16 protein-coding genes are annotated in these 15,673 nt (G+C 70.0%); 2 read left to right on the forward strand and 14 right to left on the reverse strand.

Annotated features, from left to right (window positions below; translation table 11 throughout):
• Positions 1-633 precede the first annotated feature (633 nt).
• From ACFSKW_RS10215 to ACFSKW_RS10280, 14 genes are all read right to left on the reverse strand, one after another.
• Complete coding sequence (locus ACFSKW_RS10215; protein WP_379571585.1) at positions 634-1,437, reverse strand: TrmH family RNA methyltransferase; 804 nt, start codon at positions 1,435-1,437, stop codon at positions 634-636.
• Between the two features lie 548 nt (positions 1,438-1,985).
• A complete protein-coding gene (rplT, locus tag ACFSKW_RS10220) occupies positions 1,986-2,369 on the reverse strand; it encodes a 50S ribosomal protein L20 (RefSeq protein WP_379571587.1) in 384 nt (127 codons plus the stop codon).
• A 24-nt stretch (positions 2,370-2,393) separates the two neighbouring features.
• Positions 2,394-2,588 carry a 50S ribosomal protein L35 gene (rpmI, locus tag ACFSKW_RS10225; protein ID WP_379571589.1) on the reverse strand — a complete coding sequence of 65 codons (195 nt, stop codon included), beginning with the start codon at positions 2,586-2,588 and terminating at the stop codon, positions 2,394-2,396.
• A 120-nt stretch (positions 2,589-2,708) separates the two neighbouring features.
• A complete protein-coding gene (gene infC / locus ACFSKW_RS10230; RefSeq protein ID WP_379572093.1) occupies positions 2,709-3,296 on the reverse strand; it encodes a translation initiation factor IF-3 in 588 nt (195 codons plus the stop codon).
• Between the two features lie 313 nt (positions 3,297-3,609).
• On the reverse strand, positions 3,610-4,437 hold the full coding sequence (locus ACFSKW_RS10235) for a shikimate dehydrogenase (protein ID WP_379571591.1): 828 nt from the start codon (positions 4,435-4,437) through the stop codon (positions 3,610-3,612).
• 188 nt (positions 4,438-4,625) lie between these two features.
• Positions 4,626-5,768: an endolytic transglycosylase MltG gene (mltG, locus tag ACFSKW_RS10240; RefSeq protein ID WP_379571593.1), complete on the reverse strand. Its 1,143-nt coding sequence runs from the start codon at positions 5,766-5,768 to the stop codon at positions 4,626-4,628.
• A 229-nt stretch (positions 5,769-5,997) separates the two neighbouring features.
• Positions 5,998-7,284 (reverse strand): endolytic transglycosylase MltG, encoded by a 1,287-nt coding sequence (gene mltG / locus ACFSKW_RS10245; RefSeq protein WP_379571595.1) that lies wholly within the window; start codon positions 7,282-7,284, stop codon positions 5,998-6,000.
• The gene (ruvX, locus tag ACFSKW_RS10250) at positions 7,281-7,763 is read right to left on the reverse strand and encodes a Holliday junction resolvase RuvX (protein ID WP_379571597.1); all 483 of its coding nucleotides are present in this window, start codon (positions 7,761-7,763) and stop codon (positions 7,281-7,283) included. Before ruvX ends, mltG (ACFSKW_RS10245) begins: the two co-directional genes overlap by 4 nt.
• 1 nt (position 7,764) lies before the next feature.
• Positions 7,765-10,437 carry an alanine--tRNA ligase gene (alaS, locus tag ACFSKW_RS10255; protein ID WP_379571599.1) on the reverse strand — a complete coding sequence of 891 codons (2,673 nt, stop codon included), beginning with the start codon at positions 10,435-10,437 and terminating at the stop codon, positions 7,765-7,767.
• 20 nt (positions 10,438-10,457) lie between these two features.
• On the reverse strand, positions 10,458-10,688 hold the full coding sequence (locus tag ACFSKW_RS10260; protein WP_379571601.1) for a hypothetical protein: 231 nt from the start codon (positions 10,686-10,688) through the stop codon (positions 10,458-10,460).
• Positions 10,685-11,059 carry a DUF948 domain-containing protein gene (locus ACFSKW_RS10265; RefSeq protein WP_379571603.1) on the reverse strand — a complete coding sequence of 125 codons (375 nt, stop codon included), beginning with the start codon at positions 11,057-11,059 and terminating at the stop codon, positions 10,685-10,687. The genes ACFSKW_RS10260 and ACFSKW_RS10265 overlap by 4 nt, the downstream gene beginning before the upstream one ends.
• 96 nt (positions 11,060-11,155) lie before the next feature.
• Entirely contained in the window at positions 11,156-11,548 is a 393-nt protein-coding gene (locus ACFSKW_RS10270) for a VOC family protein (RefSeq protein ID WP_379571605.1), read from the reverse strand.
• Positions 11,545-12,789 (reverse strand): replication-associated recombination protein A, encoded by a 1,245-nt coding sequence (locus ACFSKW_RS10275; protein ID WP_379572095.1) that lies wholly within the window; start codon positions 12,787-12,789, stop codon positions 11,545-11,547. The genes ACFSKW_RS10270 and ACFSKW_RS10275 overlap by 4 nt, the downstream gene beginning before the upstream one ends.
• A 69-nt stretch (positions 12,790-12,858) precedes the next feature.
• Positions 12,859-13,323 (reverse strand): hypothetical protein, encoded by a 465-nt coding sequence (locus ACFSKW_RS10280; RefSeq protein WP_379571607.1) that lies wholly within the window; start codon positions 13,321-13,323, stop codon positions 12,859-12,861.
• A gap of 189 nt (positions 13,324-13,512) precedes the next feature.
• On the opposite strand from ACFSKW_RS10280, the gene ACFSKW_RS10285 reads away from it, so the two are divergent.
• Both ACFSKW_RS10285 and ACFSKW_RS10290 read left to right on the forward strand, forming a co-directional pair.
• The gene (locus ACFSKW_RS10285; RefSeq protein WP_379571609.1) at positions 13,513-14,409 is read left to right on the forward strand and encodes a peptidylprolyl isomerase; all 897 of its coding nucleotides are present in this window, start codon (positions 13,513-13,515) and stop codon (positions 14,407-14,409) included.
• 60 nt (positions 14,410-14,469) lie between these two features.
• Positions 14,470-15,663, forward strand: a complete 1,194-nt coding sequence (locus ACFSKW_RS10290) for a cytochrome P450 family protein (protein WP_379571611.1) — start codon at positions 14,470-14,472, stop codon at positions 15,661-15,663.
• Positions 15,664-15,673 lie beyond the last annotated feature (10 nt).

A 15,673-nucleotide genomic window follows, 5' to 3' on the forward strand; every position in this document is an offset into this window, starting at 1 on the left:
CAACCCCAGACACACCATTCATCGTGGACGGCCACGACCGTCCCGTGCCCACCAGAGGCGCGGCTACTCACTCCCGCAAGAAGACAGCACATCGCGCACGGCCACCGCCGCACCCGATGCGCGGCCCTCCACTCGTTCGAGGAAACGGCACATCGCGCACGGCCACCACCCGCCCGATACGCGAGCCCCCACCCGTTCGAGGAAACGGCACATCGCGCACGGCCACCACCCGCCCGATACGCGAGCCCCCACCCGTTCAGGGAGACGGCACATCGTGTAGGGCCATCGCCCGCCCGATGGGTGGGCGCCCAGCTGTCCAGCGAGGCGGCGAACAAGTTCGCCGGCGGGCCGAGATGACGAGGCAGGCACCCCCACCCGTCGGGAGCGAACCTCACCCGGCGAGCGCGACCGGTCCCGCCGGGCGGCCGTCCGCGCGCGAGGCCGTCCTGCCTGGCGGTCGCGCGTCCCGTCGGTCCGCCTGGTGGGCGCGTGTCACCCGCCCGTCCGCCGGGCGGTCGCGTGTCACCCGCCGGTCCGCCGGGCGGTCGCGTGTCACCCGCCGATCCGCCGGGCGGTCGCGTGTCAGCCGGCCGTCTGCCGGGCGATCATGCCCCGCGGGTCGGCCGTGCGGGGTCAGGCGTTGCGCTGGGCCCTGGCCGAGGCGTACAGGCACACCGCGGCCGCCGTCGCCAGGTTGAGGCTCTCGGCCTGCCCGTAGATCGGCACCCGCACCACGTCGTCGGTGAGCGCCAGGATCTCCTCCGGCAGCCCCCACGCCTCGTTGCCGAACACCCATGCCGTCGGGCCCGACAGGTCGACGTCGTCCAGCGTGTGCTTGCCCGCCCCGTCGGCAGCCAGCACCCGCAGCCCGCTGTCCTTCAGCCGCTGAACGGCCTGGGCGACCGGCGAGCCGATCACCACGGGCAGGTGGAACAGGCTGCCCGCGCTCGCCCTGACGCACTTGCCGTTGTAAGGGTCGACCGAGGCGTCGGTGAACACCACGGAGTCGGCGCCCGCCGCGTCAGCCGTACGCATCACGGTGCCCGCATTTCCCGGGTCACGCACGTGCGCGAGCATCGCCACCAGCCGCGCCCGCGAGGTGACGGCCTCCTCCAGCGGGGTGTGCACGAACCGGCAGATCGCCACCAGGCCCTGCGGTGTCACCGTCTGGGCCAGCTCGGCCATCACCTCGCCGCTGGCCCGCTGGACCGGGACGCCCTTGAGCAGGGCCTCGCTGATGAGGTCGCCGTGGCGTAGCTCGGCCTCGGCGGTGGTGAACAGCTCGACGACGACGTCGTCCAGCCTGAGCGCCTCCCGTACGGCCTGGGGTCCTTCGGCGAGGAATTTGCGGTCCTGGTCCCTGAAGGCGCGCTTGGTGAGCCTGCGCGCGGCCTTCACGCGCGGCGACTTCACGTTGGTCAGTTCGGATCCCGCCATGCTCCAGTCCCCCACTCGTCGAACGCTCGTGCCCCGCACCAGCCATTGTCCAGCCCTCGCCGCCCGCCCCCGACCATGTGAAGCGACCGGAGGGGCCGCTGGCGACGATCACGCACTTCACCGGAGACACCCTGGCGGCGGGCATTCGTCCGGCAGGCCAGTGGCACATGCCTGGAGAACCATCGCCCCCGCGGGACGCGTCCCCTCCCGGCTGACAGCCGTTCCCCGCGACCCGCTCACGCGGCGCTCGTGAGGAACCGCCGCCTCCGGCCCGACAGAGCGCGCGTGGAACCGCCACCGCTTCCCGCGGGCCCGACTGCCCGGCGCTCATGGGGAGCCCTCCAGGCGAGCGCCCCTGTGGCCGAGGGCTCAGGGTCCTCAAGGGGACGCGCGGCGGCCCGGTACCGGGTGCGGACGTCACGCGTACAGGTCCGCGGGGCCTGTCGGCCGCCGTGAGACCCGTGGGCCGCCGCGAGCGCGAGTCCGTCCGGGCAAACGAAACGGGCCCACCGACGGGGCGGTGGGCCCGTGAAGACCGTGTGGAACGATCAGCCCGCAGCCGGAGCGTTCACGTTCGCCGGCAGAGCCTTCTTCGCGGCCTCGACCAGCGTCGCGAAGGTCTGGCTGTCGTTGACCGCCATGTCGGCGAGGATCTTGCGGTCGACCTCGATGTTGGCCAGACGCAGACCCTGGATCAGACGGTTGTAGGTGATGCCGTTCTGACGGGCCGCCGCGTTGATCCGCTGGATCCACAGGCGGCGGAAGGCGCCCTTGCGGTCCTTGCGGTCACGGTAGGCGTAGGTCATCGAGTGGAGCATCTGCTCCTTGGCCTTGCGGTACAGCCTGGACCGCTGGCCACGGTAACCGCTCGCCCGCTCGAGGACGACCCTGCGCTTCTTCTTGGCGTTGAGCGCCCGCTTCACGCGTGCCATGTTCTATCTCCCCGGGGACTTGCGCTACTTAGCGAGCAGCTTCTTGATCTTCTTGGAGTCAGCGTCGGAAACGACGACTTCATTCTTGAGACGGCGCGTCAGCGTGGACGACTTCCACTCGTTGTAGTGCGCGCGGCTGGCGCGACGGCGCTTGAGCTTGCCGGTGCCGGTAAGCCGGAACCGCTTCTTCGCACCGCTGTGCGTCTTCATCTTCGGCATCTCGCCGTCTCTCCTCAATTCGTCCGTGCCAACATCCCGGGCCGGTGCGGGCCGGCCCGGTTGCGGCTGTGTTCCTCTGGCGCTGGCTGGGTTGCCTGTAAGGCTAACCCGAACTGCGGGTCACTCTTCCGGTACGGAAGGCTCCTCGCCGCCACGCTGTGCCTTGGCCGCTGCCTTTTCGGCCTTGGCCTCGGCCTTCTTCTTGTGCGGACCGATCACCATGATCATGTTACGGCCGTCCTGCTTGGGCTGGGACTCGACGAAGCCGAGCTCCGTGACGTCCTCGGCCAGCCTCTGCAGGAGCCTGAAGCCCAGCTCGGGACGCGACTGCTCACGCCCGCGGAACATGATCGTGACTTTGACCTTGTCTCCCGCCTTGAGGAACCGCACCACGTGACCCTTCTTGGTCTCGTAGTCGTGCGGGTCGATCTTCGGCCGGAGCTTGATCTCCTTGATGATCGTGTGCGCCTGATTCTTGCGCGCCTCGCGCGCCTTCATCGCGGACTCGTACTTGAACTTGCCGTAGTCCATGAGCTTGCACACGGGCGGACGAGCCGTGGCCGCGACCTCGACGAGATCGAGGTCGGCCTCCTGGGCGAGCTTCAGGGCGTCGTGGATGGAGACGATGCCGACCTGCTCACCGTTCGGGCCGACGAGGCGAACCTCGGGCACACGGATGCGCTCGTTGATGCGGGGCTCAGTGCTGATGGGGCCTCCTAGGTTGCGATCCCTACGCGCTCGATCGTGCCGGGCATCCGCACGCGTGTAAACGCGAAAATGCCCCGCACGTCGCGCATGCGGGGCCACTGAGCTCACCGGCTCAGCGGCCGTAAGCTCCCCGGAGTAAGTCCGGCGTGATCCTGGACCTGGACGCCTCGTGGCGACTCAGGTGGGAGGGAGACCTCCGCTTGCGCGTCCAGCAGGCATGCCGGACCGATCAGGGAGCTACGTTACCACAACCACGGGAGTTCTTCGAATCATCCCGTCGCCCGTGACTTTTCCCGGACTCCACCTGGCGGGCTCACCGCAGGGCGGCGCGCCTGAGGATCTCGGCCTCGCCCGCCACGCGCATCGCCTCCACCGGCACGTCCGCGCACCCCGTCATCAGCTCCACCTGCCGCACCGCCTGGTGGAGCAGCATGGGGAACCCGCCGACCACCTTCCCGCCCTCGGCCTCGACCGCGTCGGCCAGCCGCGTCGGCCAGGGGGCGTAGACGACGTCGAACAGCGCGGGCACCCGCGCCACCTGCCCGGCGAACATGTCGGCGGCGCCGCCCGGAAGCGTGGAGACCACCAGGTCGACCTCGAGCAGAGCGTCGAGCTTGTCGAACGTCTCGACCGCCAGCGCCACCCCGAGCCGCTCGGCCACCTCGGCCGTCTCCCCGGCCCTGGCGGGATCACGCACGACGAGCGTGGCCGAGCCGGTGCCGAGCTCGCGCAGCGCGGCCAGCGCGGAGGCGGCGGTGGCTCCGCCGCCGAGGACCAGCGCCGAGCCGGGCGGGGGGATGCCCGCCTCGGCCAGAGCCTGCCGGATCCCGTAGACGTCGGTGTTGTCGCCGTGCCTGGCGCCGTCGCGGAAGACCACCGTGTTGGCCCCCCCGACCGCGACGGCCAGGTCGGAGACGGTGTCGAGCAGCGGGAGCACGGCGCGCTTGAGCGGCATGGTCAGCGACAGCCCTGCCCAGCCGGCGGCGTCGAGCATGGCGGGAAGCCCTGCCTCGTCGCACTCGCGCGCCTCGTAGGTCCACCCGGTCAGCCCCATGGCGGCGTAGGCCGCCCTGTGCAGGAAGGGTGAGAGCGAGTGCGTGATCGGTGAGCCCAGCACCGCCGCCCGTCCCGTGGTCCGCACACCTGCTCCTTCCGCCGCGCCATGCTCTCCAGGAGACCATCTTCCCGTACGGCCGGCCGCCCGGGCACCACCCCTGGCACGTGGCCGGGCTCCGTCCAGGGATACGCGTCACCGAGCGCGCGTGGCCGGCCGCCCCGACGGAAGGCCGCAGGAGGCGGTGGCACGCCGCGTGACACCGCCCCCTGAGCTCACCCGCCGCCGTTGCGCTCGAACTCCTGCTTGAGCTTCCAGAACTCGTCCTCGCTGGCGGTGAACTTCGTGACCCTGTTCTTGGGATCGGTCGTCACGAAGAACCTGTAGCCCTCGTCGCTCGGGTTGAGCGCCGCCTCGATCGCGTGCTCGCCGGGGTTGCTGATCGGTCCGGGTGGCAGCCCCTGGTGCTTGTACGTGTTGTACGGCGACTTGGTCTCCAGTTCGGCGTGCGAGGCGGAGATGCCGTACTTGCCGAGCGCGTACATGACCGTGCTGTCCATCTGGAGCTTCATCGGCGGCTTGAGCGCGAGCCTGTTGTAGATCACCTCGGCGATCTTCGGCATGTCCTCGTGGTTGCCGGCCTCGGCCTGAACGATGCTGGCGACCGTCATGATCTGCGCCGGCGTGTAGCCGAGCTGCTTGGCCGATTGCTCCAGGTTGGTCGCTCCCGCCGCCTGCGTGTAGCGGTCGACCATCTGGGTGAGCATCTGGGTGGGGCTGGCGTTGGGCTCGAACTCGTAGGTCGCGGGGAAGGCGTAACCCTCCAGGCCTCTGGCATAGGACGGCAGGCCGATGGCCTCCTTGTCCTTGGCCGCCTCGACGAACGCCTTCCTCGGCTTCTTGGTCTGTTTGGCCAGGATGTCGAAGACCTCGCTGAGCCGTACGCCTTCCTTGATCAGGATGGTGTTCTGCAGCTTCTTGCCCGACACGAGCGCCTCGACGGCGGCGGCGGCGGACATGCCCTTCTTCAGGGTGAACTGGCCGGGCCGCAGCTCCGAACTCTTGCCCGCGGCGGCGATGGCGTTGGTGAAGGCCCGCTCGCTGGCCACCACGCCCTGGGCCTGCAGGGTCTTGGCGACGTCGGTGGCGTTCTGGCCCTCCTTGACCTGGATCACCACTTCGGTGGTGCCAGGTCCCTTGAAGTCGTCGGGCACCAGCGCGTCGCTGAGCCACAGGTAGCCGTAGTAGCCGCCACCGCCGAGGATGCCCACGAGGACGATCACGGCGAGTAGCGGGGCGAGGAATCCGCCGCGGTTGCGGCGCCTGCGCCTGCGGCGGCCACGCCCGTTCTTGCCGGAACCGCGGGAGCGGCCCCTGGCCCGACCTTCGTCGTCCTCGGCGCCTAGCAGAAAGTCCATATCGAGATCGTTCATAGATGCGGTGGCCAATCTCCCGGTACGAGCGGCCTGGCGTCAAGGGGGTGTGCCAAACCGGTGGGGGTTACCGAGCCGAACGAGGGGATCCGCCGGCCTTTAGCCGGTGACCAGCGGTTATCACTATGGGTAGCAATGCTAGGGGATGCGGGATGCGCGAACGCCCCCACCCTGGCCCTTGGCCTCGGCGGGACTAAGAGGGTCCCGATGAGCATCAATGTGTCCCGAGGTAGTCGTTCAGCTCTTCCCGGTATCTCACGAACTCACTCTCTTTGTCGGTGAATTTCGTGATTCTATGCGCCGGGTTCGTTGTGACAAACCAGTTCCAGTCTCCCTTGGCCGGGTTGAGCGCCGCCAGCAGCGCCTTCTCCCCCGGGTTGGCGATCGGCCCAGGAGGCAGCCCCTTGTGCCGGTAGGTGTTGTACCGGGAGCGCACCATGGTGTCCGCGTGCGACACCTTCAGCGTCCGCCGGTTGAGCGCGTACGTGATGGTGGCGTCGAGCTGGAGCGGGGTGCCGCCCCTGAGCCGGTTGTAGATCACTCTAGCGATCTTCGGATAGTCGCCGTCCCTGCCGCCCTCGGCCTGGACCAGGCTGGCAACGGTGACGGCCTCCAGGGGCGTGAGCTTGACCCGCGCCGCGCGCGACTCCAGGGCGATGCCGGTGGCCTCCTGCTTGAAGCGGGTGACCATCTGCCGCAGCAGGTCGCTCGCCGTGGTGCCGGGCTCGACCTCGTAGGTCGCCGGGTACAGGAAGCCTTCGAGACCGCGCGCGTAGCCCGGCAGGCCGAGGGTCGGCACCCTGGCGGTCTGGAAGTCCTTGAGCGGGATGCCCGACTGCCTGGCCAGGTGCGGCAGCGCCTCGGCCAGCCGCATGCCGTCGGGCAGCGTGACGCGCTTGACCACCCGCGAGCCAGGAGTCAGCAGCAGGTCGAGCGCCGCGCCCGCGGCCATCCGCTTGCGCATCACGTAGGAACCGGGATACAGGCTGGCCGCTTTGGAACGTTCCTCTGCGATGTTGGCGAACGACCTGGCGCTCGCCACCACGCCCGCGTCGGCCAGGAGCGCGCCGATGTCACCCGCGCTGGCGCCCGGGTCGATCCGGACGGTGACCGTGCCCGCCCCGGCCCCCTCGAAGTCGTCGGGCATGACGTACGGCTTGAGCACGACGAAGCCCGCGGCGCCGAGAGCCAGCACCGAGGCGGCCGCGCCGCCCGCCAGCACTCCGGCCTTGCGCACGGCCCTGTCCCTGCCCCGGAAGACGAGCTCGTCCACCGGGTCCGCGAGCGGGATGACCCTGCCCGCGGCGGGCATGTCAGGACCGTCGTCACCGGTCTCGTCCTCGCCGTCGGCGGGCCTGGCGAAGGGGATGACCTCGGCCAGCGAGTCACCGTCGTCGTCGGGCCCTCGCGCGGAAGGCAGCTCGGCGACCGGCAGCGGAGCGGTGTCGTCCAGGGAGTAGCCCGGCCTCGAGCCGGGTCCCTCGTCGTCCGGCCCGCTCACCGGGCAGCCCCGTCGTCCGCCCCTGTGGGCGGATCGACGGGTCTGCCTGGTGGTCTGTCCGTGGCTCTTTCCGCGTCGAGAGCGTCCTGCAACAGCACGACGGCTGCCGCCTGGTCGACGACGGAACGCTGCTTCTTGGCCTTGACGCCGCTGGCGCGCAGCCCCTGCTGGGCTGCGACCGTGGTCAGGCGCTCGTCGAACAGCCGGACGGGCACGGGCGCCAGCCGTACGGCGAGGTCGGCGGCGAAGGAGCGCGCCAACGCCGCGGCCTGGCCCTCACGTCCCGACAGCGACGTGGGCAGCCCGACGATCACCTCGATCGCCGCGTGCTCGTCGGCCAGGACCGCGATGCGGTCGAGGTCGCCCGCACCGCGTCTGACGGTCTCCACCGGAGTGGCCAGCATCCCCGAGGGGTCGCTGCGGGCCACTCCGATGCGTACTGACCCGACGTCGACGCCGAGTCGCGCGCCGAACCGCATGTCAGGCGAGCTGACCCGCGATGGTCTCGTCGACCACGCGCAATGCCTCGTCGATCGACTCAGGACGGGTGCCCCCGCCCTGAGCGACATCGTCCTTGCCGCCACCGCCACCCCCAAGCGCCTTGGCGGCGACGCCGACCAGAATTCCGGCCTTGAGCCCCCGCTCGCGCCCCGCCTCGTTGACCGCGGCAACCACCACAGGCCGGTCAGACGGAACGCCGGCGAGCACGACGACCGCCGGACGGTCGCCAGGGAACCTGCCGCGCACGTCAAGCGCGAGCTTACGCAGATCATCGGGCCCGGTTCCATCAGGCGCGCGGTGCGTCACGATGGATACTCCGTGCAGGTCACGGGCCTGTGCGGCCAGGTCGCCCGCGATCTGGAGCACCTGGGCCGAGCGCAGCTTCTCCAGGTCCTTCTCCGCCGTGCGCAGCCGGGAGACGATGCCCTCGATGCGCTCGGGCAGCTCCTCGCGGCGCACCTTGAGCTGCTCGGTCACCTGGGCGACCAGCAGCGACTCGCGGGCCAGGAAGCGGAAGGCGTCGATGCCGACCAGCGCCTCGACGCGGCGCACGCCCGCGCCCACCGACTGCTCGCCCAGCACCTTGACCAGGCCGAGCTGGCCGGAGCTGTGGACGTGGGTGCCGCCGCACAGCTCGCGGGAGTAGTCGCCGATCTCCACGACGCGGACCTCGTCGCCGTACTTCTCGCCGAACATGGCCAGCGCGCCCATCGCCCTGGCCTCGGCCTGGGAGGTGTAGAAGGCGTTGACCTTGAGGTCGTTGATGAGGACGGCGTTGACCTCGTCCTCGACGTCGCGCAGCATGCTGGGCGCGACCGCCCCGGCGGCGGTGAAGTCGAAGCGGAAGCGGCCGGGAGAGTTCTCCGAGCCCGCCTGCGCGGCCGACTCGCCCAGGGCGTTCTTGAAGCCGCGGTGCACGAGGTGGGTGGCGCTGTGGCTGCGCGAGATCGCCTTGCGGCGCTCGACGTCGACCTCGGCCTGCACCTCGTCGCCCACCCGCAGCTCGCCCGAACGGATCTTGCCCCTGTGGACGACCAGGCCCTTGATCGGCGACTGGACGTCGAGCACGTCGACGTGCGCGCCCGAGGTGCGCAGCACGCCCTGGTCGGCGAGCTGGCCGCCGCCCTCGGCGTAGAAGGGGGTACGGCCCAGCACGACCTCGACGCTCGTGCCCGCGCCCGCCGCCGGTACCGAGGCGCCGTCGACGAGGATGCCGACGACGCTGGACTCCGCGGTGGTCAGGTCGTAGCCGAGGAAGTCGACCGTGCCGGCCTTCTCCAGCAGCTGGCCGAAGACGGAGATGTCGGCGTTGCCGGTCTTCTTGGCCGCCGCGTCGGCCTTGGCGCGCTCGCGCTGCTCCTTCATCAGGCGGCGGAAGCCCTCTTCGTCGACCTTCAGACCCTGCTCGGCCGCCATCTCCAGCGTGAGGTCGATGGGGAAGCCGTAGGTGTCGTGGAGCTGGAAGGCCTGGTCGCCGGAGAGCGTGCTGCCGGCCTTGCGCTTGGTCTCCTCGACGGCGACGTCGAAGATGGCGGTGCCGGTGCGCAGCGTGCCGAGGAAGGAGGCCTCCTCGGCGTCGATGACCGCGTGGATCTGCGGCGCGTCGTTCTTCAGCTCGGGGTACTGCTCGCCCATGACGTCGATGGCGACCGAGGTCAGCTCGTGCATGTAGCGCTCCTCGCCCGAGCCGAGCAGGCGCAGGTTGCGGATGGAGCGGCGCAGGATGCGGCGCAGCACGTAGCCGCGGCCCTCGTTGCTCGGCGCGACGCCGTCGGCGACCAGCATGGTGCCGGTGCGGACGTGGTCGGCGACCACGCGCAGGCTGACGTCGGCGCGCGGGTCGCGGCCGTAGCGCGCCCTGGTGAGCTCGGCGGCCTTGTCGAGGATCTTGTAGGTGGTGTCGATCTCGTAGATGTTGTCGACGCCCTGCAGGATCGCCGCCATGCGCTCGAGGCCCATGCCGGTGTCGATGTTCTTGGCGGGGAGCTCGCCCGCGATGTCGAAGTCGGTCTTGCTGCGGACCACGCTGAGCTGGTCCTGCATGAAGACGTTGTTCCAGACCTCGAGGTAGCGGTTCTCGTCGGCGATGGGCCCGCCCTCGCGTCCGTACTCGGGCCCGCGGTCGTAGTAGATCTCCGAGCAGGGCCCGCCGGGGCCCGGCACGCCCATGCTCCAGTAGTTGTCCTCCAGGCCGCGGCGCTGGATGCGGTCGGCGGGGACGCCGACCTTGTTGTGCCAGATGTCGAAGGCCTCGTCGTCGTCGAGGTAGACGGTCGCCCAGAGCCTGTCCTCGGGGAAGCCGAAGCCGCCCTCCGACTCAGGCTTGGTCAGCAGCTCCCAGGCGTAGGGGATCGCCAGTTCCTTGAAGTAATCGCCGAAGGAGAAGTTGCCGAGCATCTGGAAGAACGTCGCGTGCCTGGTGGTCTTGCCCACCTCGTCGATGTCGGGCGTGCGCACGCACTTCTGCGCGCTGGCCAGCCGGACCGCCGGAGGCTTGCGCTGCCCCAGGAAGTACGGCTTGAAGGGCACCATGCCCGCAGGCACCAGGAGCAGCGTCGGGTCCTCAGCGATCAGGCTGGCCGAGGGCACGACCTTGTGCCCACGCTCCTCGAAGAAGCGCAGGAAGCGGCGGGCGATCTCTGCCGACTCCATATCAGCGGCCATCCTTTGCGTTAGTGGGTTGTGTCAGGGTTGTCGAGCCCGAAGCGGGATCGCAACTCGATTTCGCGGTCGGCGGCCTCGCCGAGCGCGTCGGAGGTAAAGTCTCTCACTTGCAGCAGCAGCCCGCTGGCGCCGTCGGCGGCGCGGCGAGCCACGTGGTCGGGTTTGAGCGCCTGCAGCTTGCGCATCACCCAGACGGCGCCGAACGCGCCGAGCGCCATGTAGAACAGCCGCCTGATCATCGCCGCCGCCTGCTGCGCGGGTGCTTGCGCGCCTCGATGGCCCTGCGCACGCCGTGGCTGAGCGCGGAGACCCTGATGAGCGGGCCGGTGAAGATGGTCTGCGTGACGGCGCTGAGCTTGGCGGCGTGCCCGCTGACCTGCTTGACGTCCCTGGTGATGGCCTCGACGGCGACGAGCTGCCTGTTGGCCTCGTTGACCGTCATGCTCATGTCCTCCAGCAGCGGGACGACCCGCTCGTTGAGGTCGGCGACCAGCTTGGTGGTCTCCCTGAGCAGGCGGGCGAGCTTGACGAGCACCATGGCCAGAAAGCAGACGAGGATCGCCCAGGCCATGGCGACGATCAGCCCGGCCAGTTCTCCTGCGGTCAGCATCAGCGGATCCGTCCCCGTTGGCGTCGTGGAATGGAGAAGACCCTATCGTGCCTGATACAACGCGACGGCCTGCCTGCGGCATGTCGCGCGATCGTCTCATCCCGGCGGCGACCAGGAGGTGGCGACCAGCTCGACCTCGAAGCCCTGCTCGTTCTCCAGGTAGGCGGCGTAGTGGGCGGGTCCGCCCGCGTGCGGGTGCCGGTCGGCGAACATCAGCCGCCAGCCGTGCGCTCCGGCCTCCGCCGCGATCGCGTCGACGTCGTCGGCGTGGAAGGCCAGGTGGTTGAGGCCTGGCCGCATCCTGTCGTACGGCTCGCGCACCCGCGCGGGGGACTCCTCCACGACGACGTAGGTCGCCCCGTGCCGCCACGACCTGCCGCCTTCCCATTCCTGGAAGGGCTCGTAGCCGAGCCGGGCGAACAGCCAGGTGAAACCGGGCAGCACCGCGTCCAGCGACTCGACCCACAGCTCGACGTGGTGCAGGGTCACGACGATCCCCTCAGGAAGTCGCGGATCCTCCCCCAGCGCTCGGCGACGCCTGCCTCGGCTCCGTGCCTGGTCGGCTCGTAGTAGCGGCGCTCACGGACCTCCTCGGGCGCGTAGTCCTGACGGACCAGGCCGTGCTCGAAGTCGTGCGGGTACTTGTAGCCCTTGCCGTGGCCGAGCTTGGCGGCGCCCGGGTAGTGGGCGTCGCGCAGGTGGCCGGGCACCTGGCCGATCAGGCCGCGCCGCACGTCCTCGCCGGCGGCGCCGATGGCCTTGACCACGGCGTTGGACTTGGGCGCCAGCGCGCAGTGGATGACGGCGTGGGCCAGGTTGATGCCCGCCTCGGGCAGCCCGATGAGCTGGACGGCCTGGGCGGCGGCGACCGCGGTCTGCAGGCAGGTGTTGTCGGCCATGCCGACGTCCTCGGAGGCGAAGATGACGATCCTGCGGGCGATGAATCTCGGGTCCTCGCCCGCCTCGATCATGCGGGCGAGGTAGTGGAGCGCGGCGTCGGCGTCGGAGCCGCGCATCGACTTGATGAAGGCGCTGATGACGTCGTAGTGCTGGTCGCCCTGGCGGTCGTAGCGGACGGCCGCCTTGTCGACCGCCTTCTCCACGACCTCGACGGTGATGTCGCCTGCCAGCAGGGCCGCGGCCTCGAGGTAGGTCAGCGAGCGGCGCGCGTCGCCGCCCGCCAGGCGTACCAGGTGCTCGAGCGCCTCGGGGGCGAGGGTGTTGCGGCCCGCGAGGCCGCGCTCGTCGGTGACGGCCCGCTCGAGGACGGCGCGGATGTCGTCGTCGGACAGCGACTCGAGGGTGAGCAGCAGGGAGCGCGACAGCAGCGGCGAGATCACGGAGAAGAAGGGGTTCTCGGTGGTGGCGCCGATGAAGGTGACCCACCTGTTCTCCACGGCGGGCAGCAGGGCGTCCTGCTGGGCCTTGTTGAAGCGGTGGACCTCGTCGACGAACAGCACGGTCTGCCGTCCCGTCATGCCGAGTTCGCGGCGGGCGTTGTCGATGGCCGCCCTGACGTCCTTCACGCCCGCCGACACCGCGGAGATCTCGACGAAGCGCCGCTTGGTGACTCCCGCGACGACGTAGGCGAGCGTGGTCTTGCCGGTGCCGGGAGGACCCCACAGGAACAGCGACATGGGCGCCTCGCTCTCCACGAGCCTGCGCAGCGGCGTGCCCTGGCCCAGCAGGTGGCGCTGGCCGAGCACCTCGTCGAGCGTGCGGGGGCGCATCCGCACCGCAAGGGGCTGTGGGGTGGCCTCCTCAGCGGCCGAATCGAACAGACTCTCCACAAAACGAGCCTACAGGCCCCACACTGCCCTGGCGCCCGAATCCCCTGCTCGGAACACGTAGTAGCCCGCCGCCACGGCCAGCACCACCGTCACCGCCGTCACCGCCGTCGAGACCCACGCGGGCACGTTCGTCTTGGTGCGCGCCAGGTAGACCGACAGCAGGGAGGCGACGCCGAGGGAGGCGGTGGTCAGCAGCAGGGGCAGGGCGAAGCTCTGGTGCTCGGCGATGCGCCGGCCCAGTTCCCCCTCCACCTGGGAGAAGCGCGCCTCCTTCAGCGCGCCGCCGCTCTGGCGGGCGGCGAAGACCGCGGCGGGCGCGGCGACGGCGAGCAGCACCACCGCCCATCCGAGGTGCGGCCTGATGCGGGGCACGAGGGCGTGGGCGGCTGAGACGCCGGCCAGCAGCGGGGTCAGCACCACTGCGAAGTGGATGATCAGCGGGTGAGCGGGCAGACCGAGGATCTCGTTGAACATTTTACGACTCCGTTCTCATATGACTACGGATCCCACCACGCCGCGGTTCACCGAGACCGGTTTCTCATCTACTTCTCAGGACATACACCCCATCTGTCGCTCCAGCTCCTTACGTCCAGCACATTCCCAAGCCCGATAGCATGCGCGGAGCAGTTTGGTCATGTGTCGGCAAACGTGGAGGAAATACCGGTGAGCGGCGAAGACCGCCAGAGCCAGCTGGCGCGGGAGCACAAGGAGCGGCAGGCGCAGCGTGCGGCCGAGCAGGCCGCGAAGGCCAAGCGGAACACCTTCATCGGCGCGGGAGTGGCGGTGGCACTCGTGGCGGGCGGCATCGTCGCGGCGACCACGATGCTCGGCACGAGCGACGCCAAGCCCGTGGCCGAGGACGCGCCCTCCGCCTCCCCCAAGGCCAGCACCTCGGTGCCGGCGGTGCCGTCGGCCGCGCCCTCGGCCTCGGCGGGCCCCGTCTCGTGCACCTACACGAAGCAGAACGACCCGGCCATCCCGACCAAGTTCGTCGGCCTGCCGGGCAAGAAGCCGAACAAGAAGCTCAAGCAGATGACGATCAACACCAATCGCGGCGAGATCGTCATCGACCTGATGACCGAGCAGGCGCCGTGCACGGTCAACGCGATGGCCTTCCTGGCGAAGAAGAACTTCTTCGACAACACCAAGTGCCAGCGCCTCGTCACCCCCGACGTGTCAGGCCTGCACCTGCTGCAGTGCGGCGACCCGCTGGCCAAGGCCGACGGCGTCAACCCCACCGACGGCCAGGGCTCGTCCGGCTTCACCTACGGCGACGAGAACATCGGCATGCCGTACACCCAGGGCGTGGTCTTCGTGACGCAGCCGAGCGGCGCGGCGGGGCAGAACGGCAGCCAGTTCGCCATCTCGCTGTCCAACGACAACACCCAGATCCAGGGCGAGTACGGCGTGCTCGGCGTGGTCAGCAAGGGCATGGACATGATGCTGGGCCTGGCCAAGGACGGCAAGGACCTCATCGTCAACCCCAACGACGTCACCGGCGACGGCGGCACCACCGCGCTGAAGAACCCGCTCGTCATCAAGGACGTCCGCGTCTCCTAGTGATCCAGGTCACAGCGGTGCCGCCGCCCGGCCCGGCGAGGGCGGGGGCACGCTGGAGCAGTGACCGACACACTGCCGTTCGAGTTCTTCTTCTCCCCGGAGTTCAGCGCCGACCCCTACGCGGTCTACGCCGGACTCCGGGCGAAGGGGCCAGTCCACCCGATCGACTTCCCGCCCGGCGCCACCTCGTTCGTGGTCGTCGACTACGAGTACGCCAGGCCCGCGTTGAACGATCCGCGCCTGTCCAAGAACCTCGCGAACGGGCCTGAGTGGTTCCGCGACGCGATCTCGCAGCAGAACCCCGTGCTGGCCGACAACATGCTGATGGCCGACCCGCCCGACCACACGCGGCTGCGGCGCCTGGTGCAGAAGGCGTTCACCCCGCGCAGGATCGAGGAGCTCCGCCCGCGCGTCCAGCAGATCACCGACGAGCTGATCGACGCGTTCAGCGGCGACAGGATCGAGCTCATCGACGCCTTCGCCTTCCCTCTGCCGATCATCGTGATCTGCGAGCTGCTGGGCATCCCCGACGCCGACAGAGCCGACTTCCGCCGGTGGTCGGGCGCGCTGGTCAACCCGGCCGTCACAGAGGAGCTGGCCGCGCAGCGCGACGAGGCCGGTACGGCACTGCGCGCCTACTTCACCGGGCTGATCGCCGAGCGGCGCGCCACCCCCACCGACGACCTGGTCGGCGCGCTGGTCACCAGCACGGAGCTGAGCGAGCAGGAGCTGCTCTCGACGCTCGCCCTGCTGCTGATCGCCGGGCACGAGACGACCGTCAACCTCATCGGCAACGGCATGCTGGCCCTGCTGCGCAACCGCGACCAGCTCGACCTGCTGCGCGCCGAGCCCGAGCTGCTGCCGAACGCGGTCGAGGAGTTCCTGCGCTACGACGCGCCCGTGGAGCGCGGCACCTTCCGCACGGCGCTGGAGGACCTCGAGATCGCCGGGACGCACATCCCGAAGGGCAGCTTCGTGCACGTCTCGATCGGCGCGGCCGGCCGCGACCCCAGGGCGTTCGAGCGGGCCGACACGCTGGACATCGAGCGCTCCGACAACCGCCACGTCGCCTTCGGGCACGGCATCCACTTCTGCCTCGGCGCCCCGCTGGCGCGGATGGAGGGGCAGATCGCCTTCGGCTCGCTGCTCGGCCGGTTGCCGAACATCGCGCTCGGCTGCGAGGAGAAGGAGCTCAGCTGGCGCTTCAGCGGCTCCATCCTGCGTTCCCTGTCCGCCCTCCCGGTAACGATCTAGGGTGGTCGGC

Source organism: Nonomuraea mangrovi (assembly GCF_042681425.1).
GTDB lineage: Bacteria > Actinomycetota > Actinomycetes > Streptosporangiales > Streptosporangiaceae > Nonomuraea > Nonomuraea mangrovi.

What these genes read in the sequence shown, in the direction of transcription:
- ruvX (WP_379571597.1), bottom strand. Translation starts at nt 7,763, where the DNA reads ATGCGGTTCGGCGCGCGACTCGGCGTCGACGTCGGGTCAGTACGCATC.
- ACFSKW_RS10275 (WP_379572095.1), bottom strand. Translation starts at nt 12,789, where the DNA reads ATGCGCCCCCGCACGCTCGACGAGGTGCTCGGCCAGCGCCACCTGCTG.
- rplT (WP_379571587.1), bottom strand. Translation starts at nt 2,369, where the DNA reads ATGGCACGCGTGAAGCGGGCGCTCAACGCCAAGAAGAAGCGCAGGGTC.
- ACFSKW_RS10265 (WP_379571603.1), bottom strand. Translation starts at nt 11,059, where the DNA reads ATGCTGACCGCAGGAGAACTGGCCGGGCTGATCGTCGCCATGGCCTGG.
- rpmI (WP_379571589.1), bottom strand. Translation starts at nt 2,588, where the DNA reads ATGCCGAAGATGAAGACGCACAGCGGTGCGAAGAAGCGGTTCCGGCTT.
- mltG (WP_379571593.1), bottom strand. Translation starts at nt 5,768, where the DNA reads ATGGACTTTCTGCTAGGCGCCGAGGACGACGAAGGTCGGGCCAGGGGC.
- ACFSKW_RS10260 (WP_379571601.1), bottom strand. Translation starts at nt 10,688, where the DNA reads ATGATCAGGCGGCTGTTCTACATGGCGCTCGGCGCGTTCGGCGCCGTC.
- alaS (WP_379571599.1), bottom strand. Translation starts at nt 10,437, where the DNA reads ATGGAGTCGGCAGAGATCGCCCGCCGCTTCCTGCGCTTCTTCGAGGAG.
- ACFSKW_RS10215 (WP_379571585.1), bottom strand. Translation starts at nt 1,437, where the DNA reads ATGGCGGGATCCGAACTGACCAACGTGAAGTCGCCGCGCGTGAAGGCC.
- ACFSKW_RS10280 (WP_379571607.1), bottom strand. Translation starts at nt 13,323, where the DNA reads ATGTTCAACGAGATCCTCGGTCTGCCCGCTCACCCGCTGATCATCCAC.